Annotated in this window: 18 protein-coding genes; 11 read left to right on the top strand and 7 right to left on the bottom strand. The window is 65.8% G+C overall.

All coding sequences use genetic code 11. The features are described from left to right. Positions 1 to 73 precede the first annotated feature (73 nt). Together K678_RS04960 and K678_RS19390 are read left to right on the top strand one after the other, a co-directional pair. Entirely contained in the window at positions 74 to 2,359 is a 2,286-nt protein-coding gene (locus tag K678_RS04960; protein ID WP_231376207.1) for an FAD-dependent oxidoreductase, read from the top strand. Continuing rightward, positions 2,359 to 3,513: a ferredoxin reductase domain-containing protein gene (locus K678_RS19390; RefSeq protein ID WP_231376206.1), complete on the top strand. Its 1,155-nt coding sequence runs from the start codon at positions 2,359 to 2,361 to the stop codon at positions 3,511 to 3,513. Before K678_RS04960 ends, K678_RS19390 begins: the two co-directional genes overlap by 1 nt. A gap of 179 nt (positions 3,514 to 3,692) precedes the next feature. Here K678_RS19390 and K678_RS04955 read toward each other — a convergent pair whose 3' ends face one another. After that, on the bottom strand, positions 3,693 to 5,189 hold the full coding sequence (locus tag K678_RS04955; RefSeq protein WP_021131361.1) for a DnaJ domain-containing protein: 1,497 nt from the start codon (positions 5,187 to 5,189) through the stop codon (positions 3,693 to 3,695). A gap of 160 nt (positions 5,190 to 5,349) precedes the next feature. Between K678_RS04955 and fliF the strand changes: the two genes are divergently transcribed. From fliF to K678_RS04910, 9 genes are all read left to right on the top strand, one after another. Continuing rightward, on the top strand, positions 5,350 to 7,014 hold the full coding sequence (gene fliF / locus K678_RS04950) for a flagellar basal-body MS-ring/collar protein FliF (protein WP_021131360.1): 1,665 nt from the start codon (positions 5,350 to 5,352) through the stop codon (positions 7,012 to 7,014). Between the two features lie 42 nt (positions 7,015 to 7,056). Further along, entirely contained in the window at positions 7,057 to 8,076 is a 1,020-nt protein-coding gene (fliG, locus tag K678_RS04945) for a flagellar motor switch protein FliG (RefSeq protein WP_021131359.1), read from the top strand. Between the two features lie 75 nt (positions 8,077 to 8,151). Next, positions 8,152 to 8,862 (top strand): FliH/SctL family protein, encoded by a 711-nt coding sequence (locus K678_RS04940; RefSeq protein ID WP_021131358.1) that lies wholly within the window; start codon positions 8,152 to 8,154, stop codon positions 8,860 to 8,862. Between the two features lie 62 nt (positions 8,863 to 8,924). Next, entirely contained in the window at positions 8,925 to 9,251 is a 327-nt protein-coding gene (gene fliN, locus K678_RS04935) for a flagellar motor switch protein FliN (protein WP_021131357.1), read from the top strand. A gap of 29 nt (positions 9,252 to 9,280) precedes the next feature. Next, on the top strand, positions 9,281 to 10,657 hold the full coding sequence (gene flbD, locus K678_RS04930; protein WP_021131356.1) for a sigma-54-dependent transcriptional regulator FlbD: 1,377 nt from the start codon (positions 9,281 to 9,283) through the stop codon (positions 10,655 to 10,657). 12 nt (positions 10,658 to 10,669) lie between these two features. Next, positions 10,670 to 12,784 (top strand): flagellar biosynthesis protein FlhA, encoded by a 2,115-nt coding sequence (flhA, locus tag K678_RS04925; protein ID WP_021131355.1) that lies wholly within the window; start codon positions 10,670 to 10,672, stop codon positions 12,782 to 12,784. Positions 12,785 to 12,824: 40 nt separating this feature from the next. Then, a complete protein-coding gene (locus tag K678_RS04920; protein ID WP_021131354.1) occupies positions 12,825 to 13,826 on the top strand; it encodes a flagellar biosynthesis protein FlhF in 1,002 nt (333 codons plus the stop codon). Beyond that, on the top strand, positions 13,823 to 14,620 hold the full coding sequence (locus K678_RS04915) for a MinD/ParA family protein (protein ID WP_021131353.1): 798 nt from the start codon (positions 13,823 to 13,825) through the stop codon (positions 14,618 to 14,620). The genes K678_RS04920 and K678_RS04915 overlap by 4 nt, the downstream gene beginning before the upstream one ends. A 3-nt stretch (positions 14,621 to 14,623) precedes the next feature. Further along, a complete protein-coding gene (locus K678_RS04910; protein ID WP_021131352.1) occupies positions 14,624 to 16,372 on the top strand; it encodes a hypothetical protein in 1,749 nt (582 codons plus the stop codon). Between the two features lies 1 nt (position 16,373). Here the strand turns inward: K678_RS04910 and K678_RS04905 are convergent, their stop codons facing one another. The 6 genes from K678_RS04905 to K678_RS04880 all read right to left on the bottom strand — a co-directional run bounded on the left by K678_RS04905 (position 16,374) and on the right by K678_RS04880 (position 19,875). Next, positions 16,374 to 16,805: a hypothetical protein gene (locus K678_RS04905; protein WP_021131351.1), complete on the bottom strand. Its 432-nt coding sequence runs from the start codon at positions 16,803 to 16,805 to the stop codon at positions 16,374 to 16,376. A gap of 157 nt (positions 16,806 to 16,962) precedes the next feature. Further along, positions 16,963 to 17,481 (bottom strand): 3TM-type holin, encoded by a 519-nt coding sequence (locus K678_RS04900; protein ID WP_021131350.1) that lies wholly within the window; start codon positions 17,479 to 17,481, stop codon positions 16,963 to 16,965. Between the two features lie 11 nt (positions 17,482 to 17,492). Beyond that, entirely contained in the window at positions 17,493 to 17,792 is a 300-nt protein-coding gene (locus K678_RS04895) for a hypothetical protein (protein WP_021131349.1), read from the bottom strand. Positions 17,793 to 17,814: 22 nt separating this feature from the next. Further along, positions 17,815 to 19,302: a phage terminase large subunit gene (gene terL, locus K678_RS04890; RefSeq protein ID WP_021131348.1), complete on the bottom strand. Its 1,488-nt coding sequence runs from the start codon at positions 19,300 to 19,302 to the stop codon at positions 17,815 to 17,817. Then, a complete protein-coding gene (locus tag K678_RS04885) occupies positions 19,299 to 19,613 on the bottom strand; it encodes a hypothetical protein (RefSeq protein WP_021131347.1) in 315 nt (104 codons plus the stop codon). The genes terL and K678_RS04885 overlap by 4 nt, the downstream gene beginning before the upstream one ends. Positions 19,614 to 19,623: 10 nt before the next feature. Continuing rightward, positions 19,624 to 19,875: a hypothetical protein gene (locus tag K678_RS04880; protein ID WP_021131346.1), complete on the bottom strand. Its 252-nt coding sequence runs from the start codon at positions 19,873 to 19,875 to the stop codon at positions 19,624 to 19,626. Position 19,876 lies beyond the last annotated feature (1 nt).

The following is a 19,876-nucleotide window of genomic DNA, read 5'->3' as shown; positions in this document are numbered from 1 at the left end:
ACCCAGGAAGGTGACAGCCGTTGGTTAACGAGGTGTTACTTTGACACCGACAACGGCCTTGGCAGGAGTTTATATGACTTCGGACGTATCGTTGCCCTCGCTCGGCCATGGACTCGCCTTTGCGGACCTTTACTGCGACGAGGGGCTGGCCCGCACCGACCGGGCCTTTGTTGACCTCCTGACGCGGACCGATCCCGACCTCGCCGCCCGGTTGACCGCCGCCCGCGCAGCCCGCGCCGCACCGCCCGACCGCGCCGCCGAATCCGCCCTGATCCTGGCTTTGACCCCCCATCTCGACGATTTCCTGACCGGCCTGTTCGGCATCCGCGCCCCGGCGGCAAGTCTGGCCGACCGCCAGCATGCGCTGGCCCCGCTGTTTACCGCCAAGCGTCAGTTCGTCCAGCGCCGCGCCGCCCGCGCCCTCCCCGCCGAAGAGGCCGCCGCGCTGGATTTAAGCGCCCTGACCGCCGCCTTCGAAGCCCGCACCGGAGAGCCGTTCAGCGAGCTGGGCTTTGCCCGTTCGGTGCTGGCCTGGATGGATAACGAGGCCGCCCACGGCGACGATCTGGCGCTGGCGGTCCAGTTGGCGGCGGCAAAGCTGGCCGAAACCGCGCGGACGCCCCACAGCGACAGCATCCTGTTCCGCCTGCCCGGCAAGCGCGACCCCAAGGCCCCGGCGACGGCGCGACGGATCGAGCTGGGCGGCTGCGCGACCTGGGAAGCCGTTCCCCAATCCTGGCGCCCGCGCGACGGCTTTGACCTCACCGATCCCGGTGCCAGTCTGGCCCAGGCGCTGGACCAGACCCATTACTGCATCGGCTGTCATCACCAAGGCCGGGATTCCTGCCGCACCGGGATCGAGCGCGGCGGCGTCTCGCGCTCGGGCTGCCCGCTCGATCAGAAGATTTCCGAGCTGAACGAGGTCAAAAACGCCGGTCTGTCGCTGGCGGCGCTGGCGGTGATTGTCGTCGATAATCCGATGGTCGCCGGGACCGGCCACCGCATCTGCAATAGCTGCATGGATGCCTGCATCTATGGCAGTCAGGGCCGCAACCCGGTCGATATTCCGTCGATCGAATCCCGCACCTTGCGCGATGTGCTCGACCTGCCGTGGGGCTTCGAGATTTACGCCCTGCTGACGCGGTGGAACCCGCTCAATCTGGCCCGTCCGCTGCCCCGCCCGGCCAGCGGCCGCGCCGTGCTGGTGGTCGGGCTGGGTCCGGCGGGCTATACCCTGGCCCACCATCTGCTCCAGGATGGTCACACCGTCGCCGCGATCGACGGGCTGAAGATCGAGCCGCTTGACCCCGCCTTGACCGGGATCGCCCCCGACGGGCGGCGGGTGCCGTTCCAGCCGATCCGCGACATCAGCGCCCTGTGGCAACGCCTGGGCGAGCGGATTCCCGGCGGGTTCGGCGGCGTCGCCGAATACGGCATCACCGTCCGCTGGGATAAGAATTTCCTTGATCTGATCCGGCTCTTGCTGGAGCGGCGCAGCGGCTTCGCCCTTTATGGCGGGGTCCGCTTCGGCGGCGCGATCACCCTCGACAGCGCGCTGGCGATGGGCTTTGACCATGTCGCCCTGGCAATGGGAGCGGGACGCCCCACCCTGCCCGACCTGCCCGGCGGACTGGCGCGCGGGGTGCGGCTGGCCTCGGACTTCCTGATGACGCTGCAACTGACCGGAGCCGCCCGCACCGCCAGTCTGGCTAATCTGCAAGTGCGCCTGCCGGTCGCGGTGATCGGCGGCGGCCTGACCGCGATCGATTCCGCCACCGAGGCATTGGCCTATTATCCGGTCCAGGTCGAAAAGTTCCTGACCCGGATCGAAGCGCTGAACGCGGCGGGTAAGGGGGATTCGGTCCTTGAGGCGTGGCCCGGACTGGACCGCGCCATCGCTGACGAATTCATCGCCCACGCCCGCCTGATCCGCACCGAGCGGGCCGCGGCGGCGGCGGAAGGGCGGGCTCCCCGCCTGCTCGACCTGTTGCAAAGCTGGGGGGGCGCGACCGTGCTGTACCGGCGCGGACTGGCCGACAGCCCGGCTTGGCGCAATCGTGACGAGGTTGTCCATGCCCTGGACGAAGGCATCCGCTTTGCCGAGCACCTGACTCCGCTGGCGATCGAAACCGATGAGACCGGCGCGGCGCGGGGGCTGTCCGTCCGCGACAGCGAGGGCAACCCCCATTTCGTTCCCGCCCGCACCGTGCTGATCGCGGCGGGCACCGTCCCTAACACCGCGCTGGCCCGCGAGTTCGACGGCTTCGCCCTCGACGGCCGCTATTTCCAGGCGGTCGATCCCGACGGCAACGACATCACCCCCGACCCCGCCCCAAACCGGCGGTTCCGGCGGTGCTGATGCGGGTCGAAGGCCGCGAGGGACGGGTCAGCTTCTTCGGCGACCTCCACCCCTCTTATGCCGGGAACGTCGTCTCGGCGATGGCGTCGGCCAAACAGGGCCATCCGCTGGTGACCGAGGCGATGCGCCGCCTGCCCCCCTCGGCAGTGGCCGCCCAGAATCTGTTCGCCCGGCTGGATGCCGATCTGCGTCCGACCGTCCATGCCGTCACCCGGCTGACCCCCACCATCGTCGAGTTGGTGGTCCACGCCCCCGCCGCCGCCCGTGCCTTCCGGCCCGGCCAGTTCTTCCGCCTGCAAAATTACGAACGGCCGGACGGCCATGCCGTCGCCGGTCGGCTGGCGATGGAGGGGCTGGCGCTGACCGGGGCCTGGGTCGATGCCGAGGCCGGACTGGTCGGCATGGTGGTCCTGGAGATGGGCGGCTCGTCCGATCTGGTCGCTTGCCTGCGCCCCGGCGAGCCGGTGGTGCTGATGGGGCCGACCGGCGCGCCCACCCATGTCTGCGGCACCGAAACCGTACTGCTGGCGGGCGGCGGCCTCGGCAATGCCGTCCTGTTCTCGATCGGCACCGCCTTCCGCGCCGCCGGATCGAAAGTGCTGTATTTCGCCGGATATAAAAAGGCCACCGACCGCTTCAAGCAGGCCGAGATCGAAGCCGCCGCCGACCGGGTGGTGTGGTGCGTCGATTCCGGCGATCCCTTGCCGGTGGGACGGCCGGGCGACCTTAGCTTCGTCGGCACCATCGTCGAGGCGATCGAGGCCTATGGCCAGGGCCGCCTGGGCGAAACCACCATCCCGCTGTCCTCGGTCGATCGCGTCATCGCGATCGGATCGGACAAGATGATGGCAGCGGTGGCCCAGGCCCGCCACGACCGGCTGGCCCCCTGGCTGAAGCGCGGCCATACCGGGATCGGCTCGATCAACGCGCCGATGCAATGCATGCTGAAGGAAATCTGCGCCCAGTGCCTGCAACGCCACAGCGATCCCGACACCGGCGAGGTCCGATTTGTCTTCACCTGCGCCGATCAGGACCAGCCGCTTGACCGGGTCGATTTCGCCAGCCTCAACGACCGGCTGGCGCAGAATTCGGCGTCGGAGCGGCTGGGCCGGGCCTGGACCGATCTGTGCTTGAAACAAGCGGGACTGCGATAGCCCCCCGTCTCGCTTCGGGGGCTTTCGCCCCCGATCCCCTAATCGGGAGGCCAGCCTCCCGACCCCTCCATATTTTTAAATAATTGAAATAATAAAGAAATTGGAGGTTCGGAGGCTTTGGCCTCCGAACGGGTCAGGGTGGTCACCCTGCCGCGAAGCGGAGCTATATCGCCCCCAGTCTAATCGTCGGCGGCGAAGCGATCGGGCGGCAACGGCAACGGCCGGGGACCGGACTCGGATTGGGGCGACAGCCACACCTCGGCGATGTTGGTCAGCGAGCGGTTCGCCGTCGGCGATTGGTAATGGAAGGTGACGGTCATCGGCAGCACCGAGGCCTGCATCTCGTCGATGAACAAGGCGCAGCCGCGCGAATAGCGGGTGCCGGTGGCGTATTCAATCCGATAGGTGCCGTCGGGAATGCCACCGACACCGATATGGAAGGTGGCGGGGACATAGACCGACAAGACGGTGCTGCCCGCCATGGTCTTCAGTTTGACCACCCCGTCGCGGCGGCCGTCATTATGGACCAGCAGGCGGTGATCGCCGCTGACCCGGCGCGACAGGATTTCCCCGGCGGTGGGCGGAGGACCGCGATTATCGGTGCACCATTCGGTTTTGAAGCGCGATCCCGACCCGGCATACAGCGCCCGGGTCTCGACATAGCCTTCGATCCCGGCGGGGGTGCGGACCCCGACCCAATCCGGGGTGGCGGTGGCGGCCTTGACCTCGACGGTGGTGAAGCGGTCGAGCAGGGTCAGCACCGGCGCACCCGGCAGCGGTGCCATCCGCAGCTTCAACCCATCGACGGCGACATGACGGATTTCGCCGACCGTCGCCGGATGAATCGCAATCGGGGCGACGGTCGAGACCGGCTGATCCCATGGCCGGGTCGCGATCAGCGCGAAGATCGCGATCGTCACCGGCAGGGCCAGCAGCGGCAGGGCCTGAGCCAGGAACACCCGCCCGCCGAGTCGCCAGCGGCTTTTCAGGCGGCGGTGATGGCCGGTGACGGCACCCTCGGTCGCGCGCAGCAGAGCGACGACTCGGGCACGGTCATCGCCACGAGCGAAGTGGCCCGCCTGTTCGGCCAGCGAGCGGGCGAGAACCAGATCGCCCCGCCCAAGGAAAGCGCGGGCTTGCCGCAACAGGACGCGGGTGTTCTCGCGCCGGGGCTTCGACCCGCCGAACAGATTGGCCAGCAGGGCGAACGGGGTGAGAATCAGACCGGGCAGCGACCACCATCCCCACAACCACGATACGATCGAGGCCTTGGCGGCGGCATGATCGGCACAATCCCGGCAGAATATTCCGTCCAGATGACCCAGTTTTGCCCAGATCAGATAGGACCGGACGGTGCGGAACACGACATAACGGGGTTGGGCGGTCAGGCTGCCGCACGAGCCGCAGGCGACCGGCATCGGGGTAAACTCGCCTTCGGCCCCGGCGTCGTCGGGGGCGGCGCTGTCATATTCGGCCCGGCGGATCACGTCCTTCAGCACGGCATAGGCTTCCATCAGACGGCGGAATTCCTCACGCGCACGGGTCGAGGGATCGCGGTCAGGATGGACCACCTTGACCCGTTGCCGATAGGCGGCTCGAATCTCGTCTGCATCGGCCTCGGGGTCGAGTCCCAGGACCGCGTAATAGCCTTTCGGATCGCGTGCCATCGTGGTCATCGTCAAGTGTGCTCCGGAACCGCCTGAAATGTCTAGCAACGGTCATGCCGGAAAAAAAGCGGTTGGACTGGGCAAGATTTGCCGAGTGATGTTAACTTTCTTTTCAGCGCGGAGGGCCTAGCCTGCCCCTGGCGGGCCTGCATGGCGTGATGGAGTCAAAGTGAACGCATTTCTGCAAATGCTGCGGGGTTTGGGGCCGATGCGCCTCGCCGCCATCGCTGGGGTGGGCATCAGCGTCCTTGGCTTTTTCATCTATCTGATGAGCCGCGTTGCCGCGCCTCAGATGGAATTGCTCTATGGCGATCTCGATCTGGCGGATTCGAAACAGATCATCGAACGCCTGACCACCGAGAAGGTCCCCTATGAGCTGCGAAAGGACGGCACCGAAATCTGGGTGCCGAAGGATCGCAAGCTTGATCTTCGGGTGCGGATGGCCGAACAGGCGCTGCCCAGCGGCGGCCGGATGGCTGGCTACGAACTGTTCGACAAGCAGGACGCGTTCGGCACCACCAGCTTCCAGCAGAACATGACGATGGTTCGCGCCATGGAAGGCGAACTGGCCAAGACGATCCGCTCGATCGACAAGGTCAAAGCCGCCCGCGTCCACCTTGTCCTGCCCAAGCGCGAAGCGTTCTCGCGCGATACCCAGGAACCGTCGGCCTCGGTGATCCTGAAGATGCAGGGGAACCAGCGGCTGGAAAAGGGTCAGGTTCTGGCGATACAGCATCTGATCGCCGCCGCCGTCCCCAAGATGAAGCCGTCGCGGATTTCCATCGTCGACGACAAGGGCACCCTGCTCGCCAAGGGCTTTGAGAACAGCCAGGACTATCTCGCCCAGACCGCCGATGAGATGCGACTCAATTACGAGGCGCGGCTGGTCAAGACGATCGAGGATCTGCTGGAACGCTCGCTCGGCCCGGGCCGGGTGCGCGCCGAGGTCACGGTCGAAATGGACATGAGCCGGGCCGTCACCACCGAGGAATCGTTCGATCCGGAAACCAAGGTTGTCCGCTCGCAGGTCACCATCAACGAGGGCGAGCAGAGCCAGGATACCGAACCGACCCCGGTGACGGTGCAACAGAACCTGCCCGATCCCAACGCCAGCGCCAACGGCAACCTGCGGTCGTCGAGCAAATCGAGCAAGAACCAGGAAACCGTCAATTACGAGATTTCGAAGAAGACCAAGAACACCGTCCGCGAAGTCGGCGAGGTGCGCAAGGTCTCGGCCGCGGTGCTGGTCGATGGTGTCCGCGAGAAATCGGCCGACGGCAAGCAGACCACCTATCGCGAGCGCACCCCGGAAGAGATGGCCCAGATCGAGGCGCTGGTCAAATCGGCGATCGGTTTTTCGAAGGATCGCGAGGATCAGGTCAAGGTCGCCTCGATGCCCTTCTACAAGGGCGAAGAACTCGACCAGATCGAGGACCCGAGCGAGTTCATCTTCGGCATGCGGCGCGATTTCGTCGAGAAGATCGCCTCGAACCTCGGCCTGTCGATTGTCGCGATCTTGTTCCTGCTGCTGGTGCTGCGTCCTCTCATCAGCCGCGCCATCGAATCGATGCAGGGTCAGGTCGGTCCCGACGGTCGCCGCTTGCTGACCGCCGAAGGCGGCGGGATGCCGCAATTGACCGGCCCCGGCGCGGTCGCGCTGGCCGCCCCTGGCCTGGGTGAGGAAGAGGAAGTGATCGCCGATGAACTGATCGACATCGACAAGGTCGAAGGCCGCGTCAAGGCGTCGTCGATCCGCAAGATCGGCGAAATCGTCGAGAAACACCCCGAAGAAGCCCTGTCGATCATCCGCAGCTGGCTTTATCAGGAAAGCTGATCCGATCCGCGATCGGACACGTTGTAACGGAGCGCCCCAGCCATGGCCCGCATGAAGGAAGATTACCGCAGCCTGACCGGCCCGCAGAAAGCGGCAATGTTCATGCTGTCGTTGAACGAAGAGCATTCGGCCAAGCTGTTCGGGATGATGGGCGACGACGAGATCAAGGAACTGTCCCAGATCATGGCCAGCCTGGGCACGGTGTCGGCCAATCTGGTCGAACGGGTCTTCGTCGAATTTGCCGACGCGCTGTCTTCGACCGGCTCGTTGACCGGCTCGTTCGACACCACCGAGCGCCTGCTGATGAAGGCGCTGCCGCGCGATCGCGTCAGTTCGATCATGGACGAAATCCGCGGTCCCGCCGGTCGCACGATGTGGGACAAGCTCGGCAATGTCAGCGAGCAGGTGCTGGCCAATTATCTGAAGAACGAATACCCCCAGACGGTCGCGGTGGTGCTGTCCAAGATCAAGGCCGATCACGCCTCGCGGGTGCTGGGCGTGCTGCCCGAGAATTTCGCGATGGAAGTGATCATGCGCATGTTGCGGATGGAGGCGGTGCAGAAGGAAGTGTTGGACGGCGTCGAAAAGACTCTGCGCACCGAATTCATGACCAACCTTGCCCGCACCCAGCGGCGCGATTCGCATGAATTGATGGCCGATATCTTCAACAACCTCGACCGCAACACCGAAAACCGCTTCATGAGCGCACTGGAAGAACGCAACCGCGAGAGCGCGGAAAAGATCAAGGCGCTGATGTTCACCTTCGACGATCTGATCCGGATCGATTCCGCCGGTATCCAGGTGCTGCTGCGCTCGGTCGAAAAGGACAAGCTGGCGATCGCACTGAAGGGCGGGGCCGAGGCGGTCAAGGAACTGTTCTTCAAGAACATGTCCGAACGCGCGGGCAAGATGCTGAAGGAAGACATGGATGCGCTGGGCCCGGTCCGTCTGCGCGATGTCGATCAGGCCCAGTCGGCCATCGTCGTCATGGCCAAGGAATTGGCCGCCTCGAACCAGATCGTGATCTCGGAAGGCCGCGAAGAAGACGAACTGGTCTACTAAGAGGCTTCGCCCCCCGATGGCGCGAAGACCAAGCGAATGGAATAAGCGCCCGGCGCTTGAGGGACAGTGAAACCAATGGCCTATCGGAAGTACATGTTCGATCTCGATTTCGATCCGCCGGGTGGCGGCACGCGGCAACGCGCGCCGATGACGGCCGAGACCGAGATCGCGATGGCCGAACCCGCTCCGCCGCCGGTCGAAGTCGCGCCACCGCCGCCGACCTTCACCGAGGAGGATTTGCAGCTGGTGCGCGATTCCGCTTTCGAGGAAGGGCGGCGCAGCGGTTTGGAGGAAGCGGCTCAATCGGCCGAGCGTCAACTGGCCGACGCAATGACGATGCTGGCGGGTGGCTTCGCCTCGCTGAAGGAGGCCGAAGCCCAGTCCGCCGACGAAGCGCAGCGGGTCGCCGCCCGTGTCGCGATGGCGGTGTTGCGCAAGGTTCTGCCCGCGACTTGCGAAACCAACGCGTTCGAAGAAGTGATTCGTACCGTGCTCGATTGCTTCGCCAATGTCCTCGACGAACCGCGGATCATCGTCCGCGTCGTCCCCAGCCTGGTCGATCCGGTGCGTGAACGGCTGGAAAGCCAAGCCGGGCTGCATGGATTCGAGGGACGCGTGGTGGTGCAGGCCGACCCCCGGCTGCCCCCCGGCGATTGCCGGGTGGAATGGACCGACGGCGGTGCCGAGCGCGATCAGGTCCGCCTGATCGCCGACATCGAGGCGGCGGTCGAACGGGCATTGGCCCCACCGGAACGAGGATCGGAGGCCGCCGATGCCGAAAGCTGAGACCCGGCGACTGAGGGCGTTAATAAAGAATTCCCGGCCACCAGCCGGACGCGGAGGACACTATGCCTGATTTCGAGTTGAACGATCTGAAGTCCGAGGGCGACGACCAACAGCGTGGCGACGTGCCCGACAGCCCGCGTTCGGCCCGCGATCTGGAGGCGGTGTACGACATCCCGGTGCAGGTTTCGGCGGTGCTGGGCAAATCGACGATGCAGGTTAACCAATTGCTGAAGCTGGGGCGTGGCGCGGTGGTCGAGCTGGACCGCAAGGTCGGCGAAGCGATCGACATCTATGTCAACAACCGGCTGGTGGCACGCGGCGAAGTGGTGGTGGTCGAAGACCGCCTGGGCGTGACCATGACGGAAATCATCAAGACCGACCGCGCCTGAACGGCGGCTTGAGGAGGGAGAGTTACCAGATGCGACTTCTCATCATCGGCACTCTGGACGGGCAGATTGGTGCCGCCAGCCAGATCGCGATGGCGCGGGGGGCCAAGGTCCGCCATGTCGTCACCCTCGAAGCAGGGCTTGAGGAACTGCGAGGCCAGGGTGCCGATCTGGTGATGATCGACGTTAAATGCGACATCCGCACCCTGATCGATTCGCTGGAAGCGGAACGGATCGTCGTGCCGGTGGTGGCGTGCGGCATCGCCTCGGACGCTTCGGCGGCAGTGCGGGCGATCAAGGCGGGCGCGAAGGAATACATCCCGCTGCCTCCCGATGCCGAACTGATCGCGGCGGTAATCGCGGCGGTGACCCAGGAAAGCCACAACATCGTCTTCAAAGACCCGCGGATGTCCCAGACGTTGAAGCTGGCCGAACAGGTGGCCAATTCCGACGCCTCGATCATGATTACCGGCGAGTCCGGCACCGGCAAGGAACTGGTCGCCCGCTTCATCCACAAGAAAAGCCGCCGCGCCGACAAGCGCTTCGTCGCGGTCAATTGCGCCGCGATCCCGGAAAATCTGCTGGAATCCGAATTGTTCGGCCATGAAAAGGGCGCGTTCACCGGCGCGGTAGCGCGGCGGGTCGGCAAGTTCGAGGAAGCCAATGGCGGCACCCTGCTGCTCGACGAAATTTCCGAAATGGATGTGCGGCTGCAATCGAAGCTGCTGCGTGTGCTTCAGGAAAAGGAAATCGACCGCGTCGGCGGCAGCCAGCCGGTGAAGGTCGATGTCCGCATCCTCGCCACCTCGAACCGCCACATGGAAGAGGAAGTGCGCAAGGGCACCTTCCGCGAGGATTTGTATTACCGCCTCAACGTCGTCACCCTGGCCCTGCCCGCCCTGCGCGAGCGTCCGCTCGATATCACCGTGCTGGCCGACCATTTCATCAAACGCTACAGCGAAGCCAACGGCCTGCCCTCCCGCCCGCTGTCGGCCGAGGGGCGGCAGATGCTGGTCCGCCATTCCTGGCGCGGCAATGTCCGCGAACTGGAAAACTGCATGCATCGCGCCGTGCTGCTGGCCCAAGGCCCCGAGATCGGAGCCGAGGCGATCTTGCTGTCGGGGGGAGCGGTCGGCACCAATCCCGATCCGGTGGTGGCCCAGGCCGCCGTCGCGGCGGCGTCGGTGACGGCGGGCAGCGCGACCGGGCTGGTCGGCAAGACCGTCGCCGAGGTCGAGCGCGATTTGATCCTCGACACCCTGAACGCCTATCTCGGCAACCGGACCCATGCCGCCAACATTCTGGGGATTTCGATCCGGACGCTACGCAACAAGCTGAAGCAATACGCCGATGACGGCGTTGCGGTGCCGCCACCTGCGGGCGGCGAACCCGACCGCGCCGCGATTTAAGGATAGTTGACGATGGCCGAAGGCGACGCGGGAAGCGGAACCCTGGCGACACGGCAGGCATTCGGCCGGTTAGGCGCGGCGATGCGGCGGGGCGACGTTGCCCTGGCCGCAGGCGTCATGCTGATTCTGACCGTGCTGATCCTGCCGTTGCCGGCCTGGGCGCTGGACGTCGGCCTGTCGCTGTCGATCACGATTTCGGTTCTGATTCTGATGGTGGCGATCTTCATCGAGAAGCCGCTGCAATTCAGTGCCTTTCCGACGGTTCTGCTGATCACCACCCTGATCCGGCTGGCGTTGAATCTGGCTTCGACGCGGTTGATTCTGTCGCACGGCCATGAAGGGGTCGAAGGCGCGGGTCAGGTCATCGCCGCCTTCTCCAGCTTCATCATGAGCGGCAATTTCGTCATCGGCATTATCGTCTTTGCCATTCTGGTGATCGTCAATTTCGTCGTCATCACCAAGGGTTCGACCCGTATCGCCGAAGTGGCCGCCCGCTTCACCCTTGATGCGATGCCGGGCAAGCAGATGGCGATCGACGCCGATCTGTCGGCCGGACTATGCGACGAGCCGACCGCGCGCAAACGCCGGTCCGAACTGGAACAGGAATCCGCCTTCTTCGGCGCGATGGACGGTGCGTCGAAATTCGTCCGGGGCGACGCCGTCGCCGGTCTGCTGATCACCGCGATCAACGTCATCGCCGGGATGGTGATCGGGATGGCCCAGAACGGGCTGACCTTTGCCCAGGCCGCCGACATCTATACCAAGCTGACGGTCGGCGACGGTCTGGTCACCCAGGTTCCTGCCCTGATCGTTTCGGTCGCCGCCGGTATGCTGGTGACCAAGGCGGGCATTCAGGAATCGGTCGATCAGGCCCTGTTCGCCCAGTTGGCGGGCTATCCCCGTGCCGTCGGCATGGCGGCGGGCCTGATGATGATGATGGCGCTGGTACCGGGGATGCCGTTCCTGCCCTTCGCCGTACTGGGCGGCGGGATGGGGGCGGCGGCGTTCTATCTCGACCGGCGCAAGCGGGCCAAGGCCGACGAGGAGGTTCAGGTTCAGGCCGAGCAGGCGCTGCAACAGGCCCCGGTGCCCGAGGAACCGATCTCGACCGCGCTCAAGATCGATCTGATCCGGCTGGAACTGGGCTATGGGCTGCTCCAGTTGATCAACAACCCCAAGGGCCAGCGTCTGACCGATCAGATCAAGTCGCTGCGCCGTGCCGTCGCCGCCGAGATGGGCTTTGTGATGCCCAGCGTCCGCATCCAGGACAACATGCAGCTTCCGGCCAACACCTATGTCGTCCACATCAAGGAGGTCGAGGCCGGACGCGGCGATCTGCGCCCCAACATGCTGCTGATCATGGACCCGCGCGGCGAGGATATCTCGCTGCCGGGCGAAAAGACCCGCGAGCCGACCTTTGGCCTTCCCGCGATGTGGATCGACGCGGCGGCGCGCGAAGAGGCGTTGTTCCGCGGCTATACCGTCGTCGATCCGCCAACGGTGATCACCACCCACCTGACCGAGGTGGTCAAGGACAACATGCCCGAACTGCTCAGTCACGCCGAGACGCAAAAGCTGCTCGACGAACTCGACAAGGAGCAGCAGAAGCTGGTGGCCGAACTGATCCCCGGCCAGATGACGGTCGGCGGGCTGCAACGCGTGCTGCAAAACCTGCTGGGCGAGCGGGTCTCGATCCGCGACCTGCCGACGATCCTCGAAGGCATCGCCGAGGCCTGCGGCCACACCCGCAACATCACGATGATTACCGAGCATGTCCGCTCGCGCCTCGCCCGTCAGATTTCCGACGCCAATTGCGGACCGCAGGGCTTCATCCCGCTGCTGACCCTGTCGCCGGAATGGGAACAGGCCTTTGCCGAATCCCTGGTCGGCGCGGGCGAGGAAAAGCAGATTTCGATGGCGCCCACCCAGTTGCAGGATTTCATCGGCCGGGTCCGCCAGACCTTCGAACGCTTTGCGATGCAGGGCGAGACCCCGGTGCTGCTGACCAGCCCGATGGTGCGCCCCTATGTCCGTTCGATCGTCGAGCGGTTCCGCCCGATGACGGTGGTGATGGGGCAGTCCGAAATTCACCCCAAGGCCCGCATCAAGACATTGGGGCAGGTATGATGACGACACGGACTAACTCCCCCGGACCCAGGGTGCGCCGATGCGGCTGAAATCCTTCACAGCGGCAACGATGTCCGAGGCGATGGAGATGGTCCGCTCGGAACTGGGCGATGACGCCATCATCGTCTCGACCCAGCGGGCGGCGGGCACCAAGGGGGTACGGATCACCGCCGCTCTGGAATCCGCCGATGCTGACCTTGCCGTCGCCGAGATGCTGGGGGAAAGCGACGGCTCGGCCGCCGCCGACGCGATCCGGGCGGCGCTGACCGACCATGGCACGCCGCCGCGCCTGATCGACCGGCTGGTCAATGCCGCCCGCGCCGCCGAAATCTCCGACCCGGTCCTGGCCTGCGCCGCCGCGCTGGAAGCCGGGTTCGCCTTTGCCCATCTGCCCGAACATTCCGCGCCGCGCCCCTTCATGCTGGTCGGCCCCAATGGCGCGGGCAAAAGCGTCACGGTGGCCAAGCTGGCGGCGCGCTCGGTGCTGAAACAGCGCCGGGTCGGGGTCATCACCTGCGACAACATCCGCGCCGGAGCGGTCGAGCAACTGGCCGCCTTCACCTCGATCCTGGAAATTGATCTGGTGCGGGCGCGGGGACCGGATTCGCTGGCCCGCGCCGTCGAAGACTCCCAGGGACGTTTCGACCTGACCCTGATCGATTCCCCCGGCCTCAACGGCTTTAAACCCAGCGACATGGATTATCTGCAAAGCCTGATCGAAGCCGCCGATGTCGAACCGATCCTGGTGCTGGCCGCCGGTGGCGACGCGATCGAAGCGGGCGAACTGGCCGAATCCTTCGCCTCGACCGGGGCGACCCGGCTGTTCGCCACCCGGCTCGACACCACCCGCCGTCTCGGCGCGATCCTGGCCGGAGCCGAGGCCGGACAATTGGCTTTGTGCGACGTCTCGGCCAGCCCGCATGTCGCGTCAGGCCTGTCGTCGATTTCCGCGATTTCCCTGGCCCGGCTGATCATGCCCCCACCGCCCGCAGCCGCCGCCCCCCAAGACGAAACCTTCTGGACCGAGGCATCCGCATCATGAGCACGCCCGACGCTCCCACCCTCGCGCCCCGCCCGACCGTTCGGGCCAAGGGGCGCAACATCATCGCCATTGCCTCGGGCAAGGGAGGGGTGGGCAAGACATGGTTCGCCATCACCCTGTCGCACGCCTTGGCGCGCGCCGGGCAAAAGGTTCTGTTGTTCGATGGCGATCTTGGGCTGGCCAATGTCGATATCCAGCTTGGTCTAATGCCGAAAACCGACCTGGGCAGCGTCGTCGCCGGGCGGATGACGCTCAATCAGGCGGCGGTCAGCTTTGACGCGGGCGGGTTCGACGTCATCGCCGGACGCTCCGGCTCGGGCACGCTGGCGAACATCCCGCTGTCGCGGCTGCAATTGCTGGGCGACGATCTGGTGACGCTGGCGGGCGGCTATGACCGGGTGGTGGTCGATCTCGGGGCCGGGGTGGAGAAGTCGATCCGCACCTTCTCGCAATCGGCCGGGACGATCATGGTGGTGACCACCGACGAGCCGACCTCGCTGACCGACGCCTATGCCTTCATCAAGGTCACCAGCATGGAGCGGCCGGGCAGCGATCTGCGCGTTGTTGTCAACATGGCCAACTCGACCCGCGAGGGCGAGCGGATCTACAACACCCTGCTGAAGGCGTGCGAGGGCTTCCTGAAAATCTCGCCGCCGCTGGCCGGGGTGATCCGCCGCGATCTCAAAGTGCGCGAGGCAATCCGCAACCAGACCCCGATCATGACCCGGTCGCCCAATGCCGAAGCCGCCGCTGATGTCGAGGCGATTGTCGAGCGTCTGGTCCGCACGAGATAGGCGATGGTCGACAGCGTCCTGCCGTCCGCCCCACCGGCCAGTTCGTCCTCACCGCCCAGTCCGGCGGTGGTGACGAGTCCGGCCAATGCCGAAACCGCCGAGGCGGTAACCCGGCTGGCGGAAGCAGGCCTGAAGACTCTGGAGGCGACCCTGGTCTCGATTTCGGGCCAGCCCCGCACCACGGCCCGGCTGGCTTTGCCCGACGGCTCGTTCCTCGATCTGAAGATTCCGCCGGGATTTTCGGCCAGCCCCGGCGCCAGCCTCACCTTTCAGTTCGTGCAACAGAACGACGGCTTCGTGCTGCGGCTGGCGGCGGTCAACGGACGCGCCACCGCAGGCACTCCGGCGGCAACGCTGACGGCGGCGGGCGGCGGCCTGCCGCCCCTGCTGTCCCCATCCCTTTCCCCTTTGGGTGGCACCGGCCTGTCTCAGGCCAAGAGTCTGACGGGGCAAAACCTGGGGACGGCCACCGCCGGTCTGACCAATGCCTCGGCACCGGGCATACTGGCGGACGGATTGCCCGGCCTGACCGCGATTGTGCTCCGTCCGGGGACAGCGCCAGTGCCGGGAGGAGCCAGCAGCGGGGCTTTCCCCCCATTGGGACAGCAATCGACCGCCACGTCCCCAGGCCCTGGCCAAGGCCCGGCAACCGCCCAAGCCGGATCCCCGCTGCCAGCGGTCGCCACGCCCGGCACCCTGCCCTCCGCCTGGACCAACCTGACCCCGGGGACTCAAATTCCGCTGCGTCTGGCCGAGGCGCGACCGGCGGAGGGAAACAGCAATGCTCCGGCCGCTCCGTCCCTCCCCACCGCCAATCCGGCCGCGCCGCCGACGGGAGGCGGAGTCCCGCCTGGAGCAGGGAGCGGACTTTCGCTCGCGCCGCCAACGCCCGCCGCACCGCTGAGCCTGACTGGCCGGGTGCTGAGCAATTCGGTTCCAGGCGGCGGTGTCTTGGTGCAGACCGAGGCCGGACTGTTATCGCTGCCCTCGGGTCTGGCGCTGCCGGTCGGCGGAACGGTGCGACTTGACGTGGTCGGCCAGCCGCTGCCGCCGCCCCCGGCCCCGCCACCGACGATTCCGGGCTTGGGCACCGGCGGCTGGCCCGCTTTGTCCGAAGCGATCGACCAATTGGCCCGCAGCGATCTTCAGGCCGCCAATGTGCTGATGCAGGCCTTGCCCCAGGCCGGGCCGCGACTGGCGGCGGCGCTGGCCGGGTTTGCAGCGGCGGTGCGCAACGGTGACTCCCGCCTGCCGGGCGGTGAGGCGACTCAGCGCGGACTGGACAAGATCGGACGGCACGATCTGGCCGACCGGCTGCTGGGCGACATGAAGTCCCTGGCTGAGGACGCAGCGAAGCCCAAGGGTCCGGCGGGGGAATGGCAGACCCTGACGATGCCGTTCCTGAACGGGGCGCAGATTGATCCGATCCGGCTCCATGTCCAGACCCCATCGGATACGGAGGAGCGGAAACAGAGCGGCGGCGGCGGTGAAAAGCGCTTCATCCTCGATATCGAGATGAGCCGGTTGGGCCGGATTCAGTTCGACGGGCTGGTGCTGCGCGAGACCAAGCGGTTCGACCTGATCGTGCGGACCCGCCAGCCGCTCGACCCCGCCATCTGCCGCGACATCGCCGGAATCTTCGCCGAATGCGCCCAACTGACCGGGATCAAGGGCGGCGTGTCGTTTCAGGCCGGGCGGGCCTTCGTCGAATTGCCACCCAGCCCGGCCGCCGCCACCAGCCTGATGGTGTGACCTACCCCATCCAATCATAAAAGCTGCTGAACACCTTATAGCCGTTCTTGGCCAGATCGAGCGCCGAGGCGCTGGATTTGCTGTCGTCGTCAAGCAGGCTGGCCCGATTGCGCGCCGAGCGTAACGCGGCAGTGCGGTCGAGAGCGGCAAGCTCGCTGGTGCTGCGCTGGGACAGCCCGCTCAACAGCGCGTCGGACGAGCCACCCTCGCCACCGACGCCCCAGGTCGCGATCTGAGCCCGCTGGGTCGCCTGCTGACGGGCGAGCAGATCGCGCCGCTCCGCCGCCTGGGTCTGGCGGTCGGATTCGATCAGGTCGTTTTGAAGGGCGACCTGATCGGCCCGCGCCTGGGCCGCGTTCTTATCGCTTTCGGATTGGGAAAAATCGCCCGCCAGCGTCAAAGCGGACGGAACGATATTGGAAAAACCGGACATGGGGGTCTGTTCCTCTCTTGGAATGTGATACCGGCGAACCGTTGAAATGAGCCGTTCGCCGGTATCTGGCCGCCATTGCGGCGGCGGCCAAGCGCCCGGATGGGCGCGCCCGGCGAGGGGCAATCGGTGGGCCAAGTCTTTGGCCCACCGCCATACGTTAAACCTTGTTTTTCTTGTCCTGCGAGCGCTTGACCACCGACACCCCCAGCACACCCAAGGCAATGCCCCAAATCGGCGAGGTGTTGACCAGGGCGGTGATGATGGTGGGGGCCTGAACCGGCTGGGCGATGATCGCCCACGACACCGCGCCCATCGTCGCGGTCCAGGTCAAGGCGACGGCATAGCCAAAGGTCGGCCGCCAGCGCCGGACATAAAGATCGGTGCTGGCGGCTTCGACCCGCATTGTCGCGTTGATCTCGGCCAATTGGCGGGTTTCCTCGCGCGCCAGGGCGAGATCGTGAACCATCCAGGCTTTTTGCAGCGCCAGCGCCAGCGCGGGATCGTCCTTGATCGCGGCCAGGGCGGCCTCGCCGCTGTCCTTGCCGGTGACCTCGCGGGCAACGTTGATCGCGGTTTCAGCGACCTTGGCCGCCTTCGACTGGTCGTCGCCGCTGACCCACCGGATCAAACCAGGAACAAATTGGGCAAGCCCCAGGGCAATCGAGATCGGGTCCATCGGATTTCCTCCTATCTTTGGCCGGTCTGAACCGCGTCCAGCTTCGCTTCGATCCGAACCAGATGTTCGGTCAGGCGGCGTTCGACATCCTTCAGATAGCCGGTGGTGGCATAGCTTTTCGCCACCTCCAGCTTGTAGGCGGCCAGCGCCTCGCGCATCTGACCGAGGCCAAGATCGAAACGGCGTTCAAGCTCGTCGATCCGGCTGTCCCACTCCTGGCGCGCCCGCCACAGCAACAGCGCCATCGCGCCCAGCGCGGGCAGTTCGATCGCGGTGACCCACCAGCCGGGGTCGAGAAAGGCATGATCCATCGCAACGGCGCTCCTTCAATCCTCACAATTCAAAATCGGTATGGGCTTGCAGACTGCCGCCGCCGGGCCGCCAATCGGCACGGGACGGGGTGCTGCTGCGTCGTCGTCCCAGCCGCACCGGCTGAGACAGCAGGCATCCGGCGACGGCGTCCAATCCGTCGTCATGGCCTTTGCCCCCCGGCCGCCATTCCCGCATCTCGGCGACAAAGGGGGTGTCCCAGACGCTGCGATGGGCGTGCAGGGCTCCGGCGGCCAGCACCGCATCGAAGGCATCGACGATCCGCTGGTCCTTGGCCCGGCTCGAACTGGCTTCGATCACCGCGCAGGACAGGCCCGACCGGGCGATTTCGCGCCGCAGCAGACCGGGCAGGAAGCGGCCCAGCCCATTGGTCTCCAACTGCACCGCCGGAAGATGCAGATCGGCGGCAAAGGCGGCGACCTGCCGACAGAGCTGGCTGGCCTCGTCAAGGTCATCGCACTGCGTCGGATCGTGTTCGAGATAGCGGACCCGGTGCAGCCAATAGCCTCCCTCCTCATCGGTAAAGACCGCCGCGACCACCGAGGCATCGCCTTTGCCGGGAGCACCATAGGCCGGGTCCCACCAGCAGGCGGCCGACACCATCCGCTTCCCCGCCAAGGTCAGCAACGGCATCCCATTGCCCTCGGCATAGACCAGTTCGGACTCGTAGAGCCGCAGCCGGTCGGGATCCAATCTGCCATCGGCGATGTTGACCGGGCGCAACATCATCTGGCTATCGAACTTGTTCGGGCCTGAGCGTTTGCGCAATTGCGCGATCCGGTCGAGGGGGAAGCGCTCGGGCCAGGCGCTGCGCCCGGCCGGATCGACCAACGGGATTTCGAGACGGGAAAACCCGTCGAGGAAGGGGCGGGTCTCCCCCGCCTCCAGCCGGGCGGTCTCGGCATAGATCGTGTAGAAACTGTGCGGAGTGCCGACGTAAAGCTGGGTTCCCCCCGGCACCATCACGTAATCAATCTCGGCCAGCCGCTCGCGCAGATCGGCCCGCTTCGGCGCGGTGTCGCAGGTGTTGGGCACCTCGACATCGTCGCAGATTACCATTTCAGCGCGTGAGCCGGTGATGTTGGCCCCGATCCCGCGCGCGACCATCGACGGGTCGCGCAACTCGCCCGACCGGTTAACGGTGAACTGATCGGCGGCCCATTGGTCGCGCCGTTTCGGCTTCAACCCCTGAGTCAGCGGATGGCGCTCGACGATCCGCTTGACGTTGCGGACCATCTTCTTGGCCAGAGCCAGATCGGCGGCCAGCACCATGATTCTAAGGTTGGGATCGGTCCGCAGCAGCCAGGCGCAATACAGACCGACTACGGTTGATTTGCCGCTGGAACGGAACGCCATCAGCAGCAGTTCGCGGTCGTTCCAATTACGACGTTCCGCCAGCCACCGCGCCATCCGGATCTGATGACGCGGCGTTCCCAGTCCCTGGCGCTCGTTCCACACCAGAACGAATTCGGGAAAATCGACGGGGTTCATTCCCCGTCTCCACTGTCTTCGTCCTCATCCTCGAACCCGGCCAGAACGGCACGGGCGCGAGCCAGCACGCCGTCCAGTCCCTCCGCCTCGTCACGGACATTGGTCCCGCCCTCGGCCCAGCGGGCCAGTTTGACCAGCGCATCGACATGGGCCAGCGCCGCCTTGGCAGCGGCGTGCCAGGCGGCAAAGCCCTTGGCATCGTCGGGCGGAACGGTCGTAACGAACGCCTCGTACCCGCCGACCGCCGCCGCGATCCGGTCGGGCAGACGCAGCGCGAGATGCTGGCGCAAACCGGCAAGATCCTCGGCCATCGTGCTCTCCTTAAAACGGTCTTTCGGGTTTGGCGAAAAAGGCATGGGCCTTGATGTCGGCGAACTCGGCCTTCATCGCCTCAAGCGTCGTGGCGTTGCCGTTGGCGGCGTCGAGATGGGCTTCCATCTGGCGGCGGACCGGCCAACGCAGGTCGTAGGCCATCCGCCGCCGGGTCGCATAGGCGACGTCAGCCGGGTCAAGGCCTTGTTCCGCCAGCTTGGCGGTAATGGTTTCGATCAGGGGATCGATCCAGGAGGTCATC

The sequence above is a fragment of the Magnetospirillum fulvum MGU-K5 genome (genome assembly GCF_000442515.1).
Classification (GTDB): domain Bacteria; phylum Pseudomonadota; class Alphaproteobacteria; order Rhodospirillales; family Magnetospirillaceae; genus Phaeospirillum; species Phaeospirillum fulvum_B.
The sequence above is the reverse complement of the archived record's forward strand: the minus strand, read 5'-3'. Positions and strand labels throughout refer to the sequence as shown.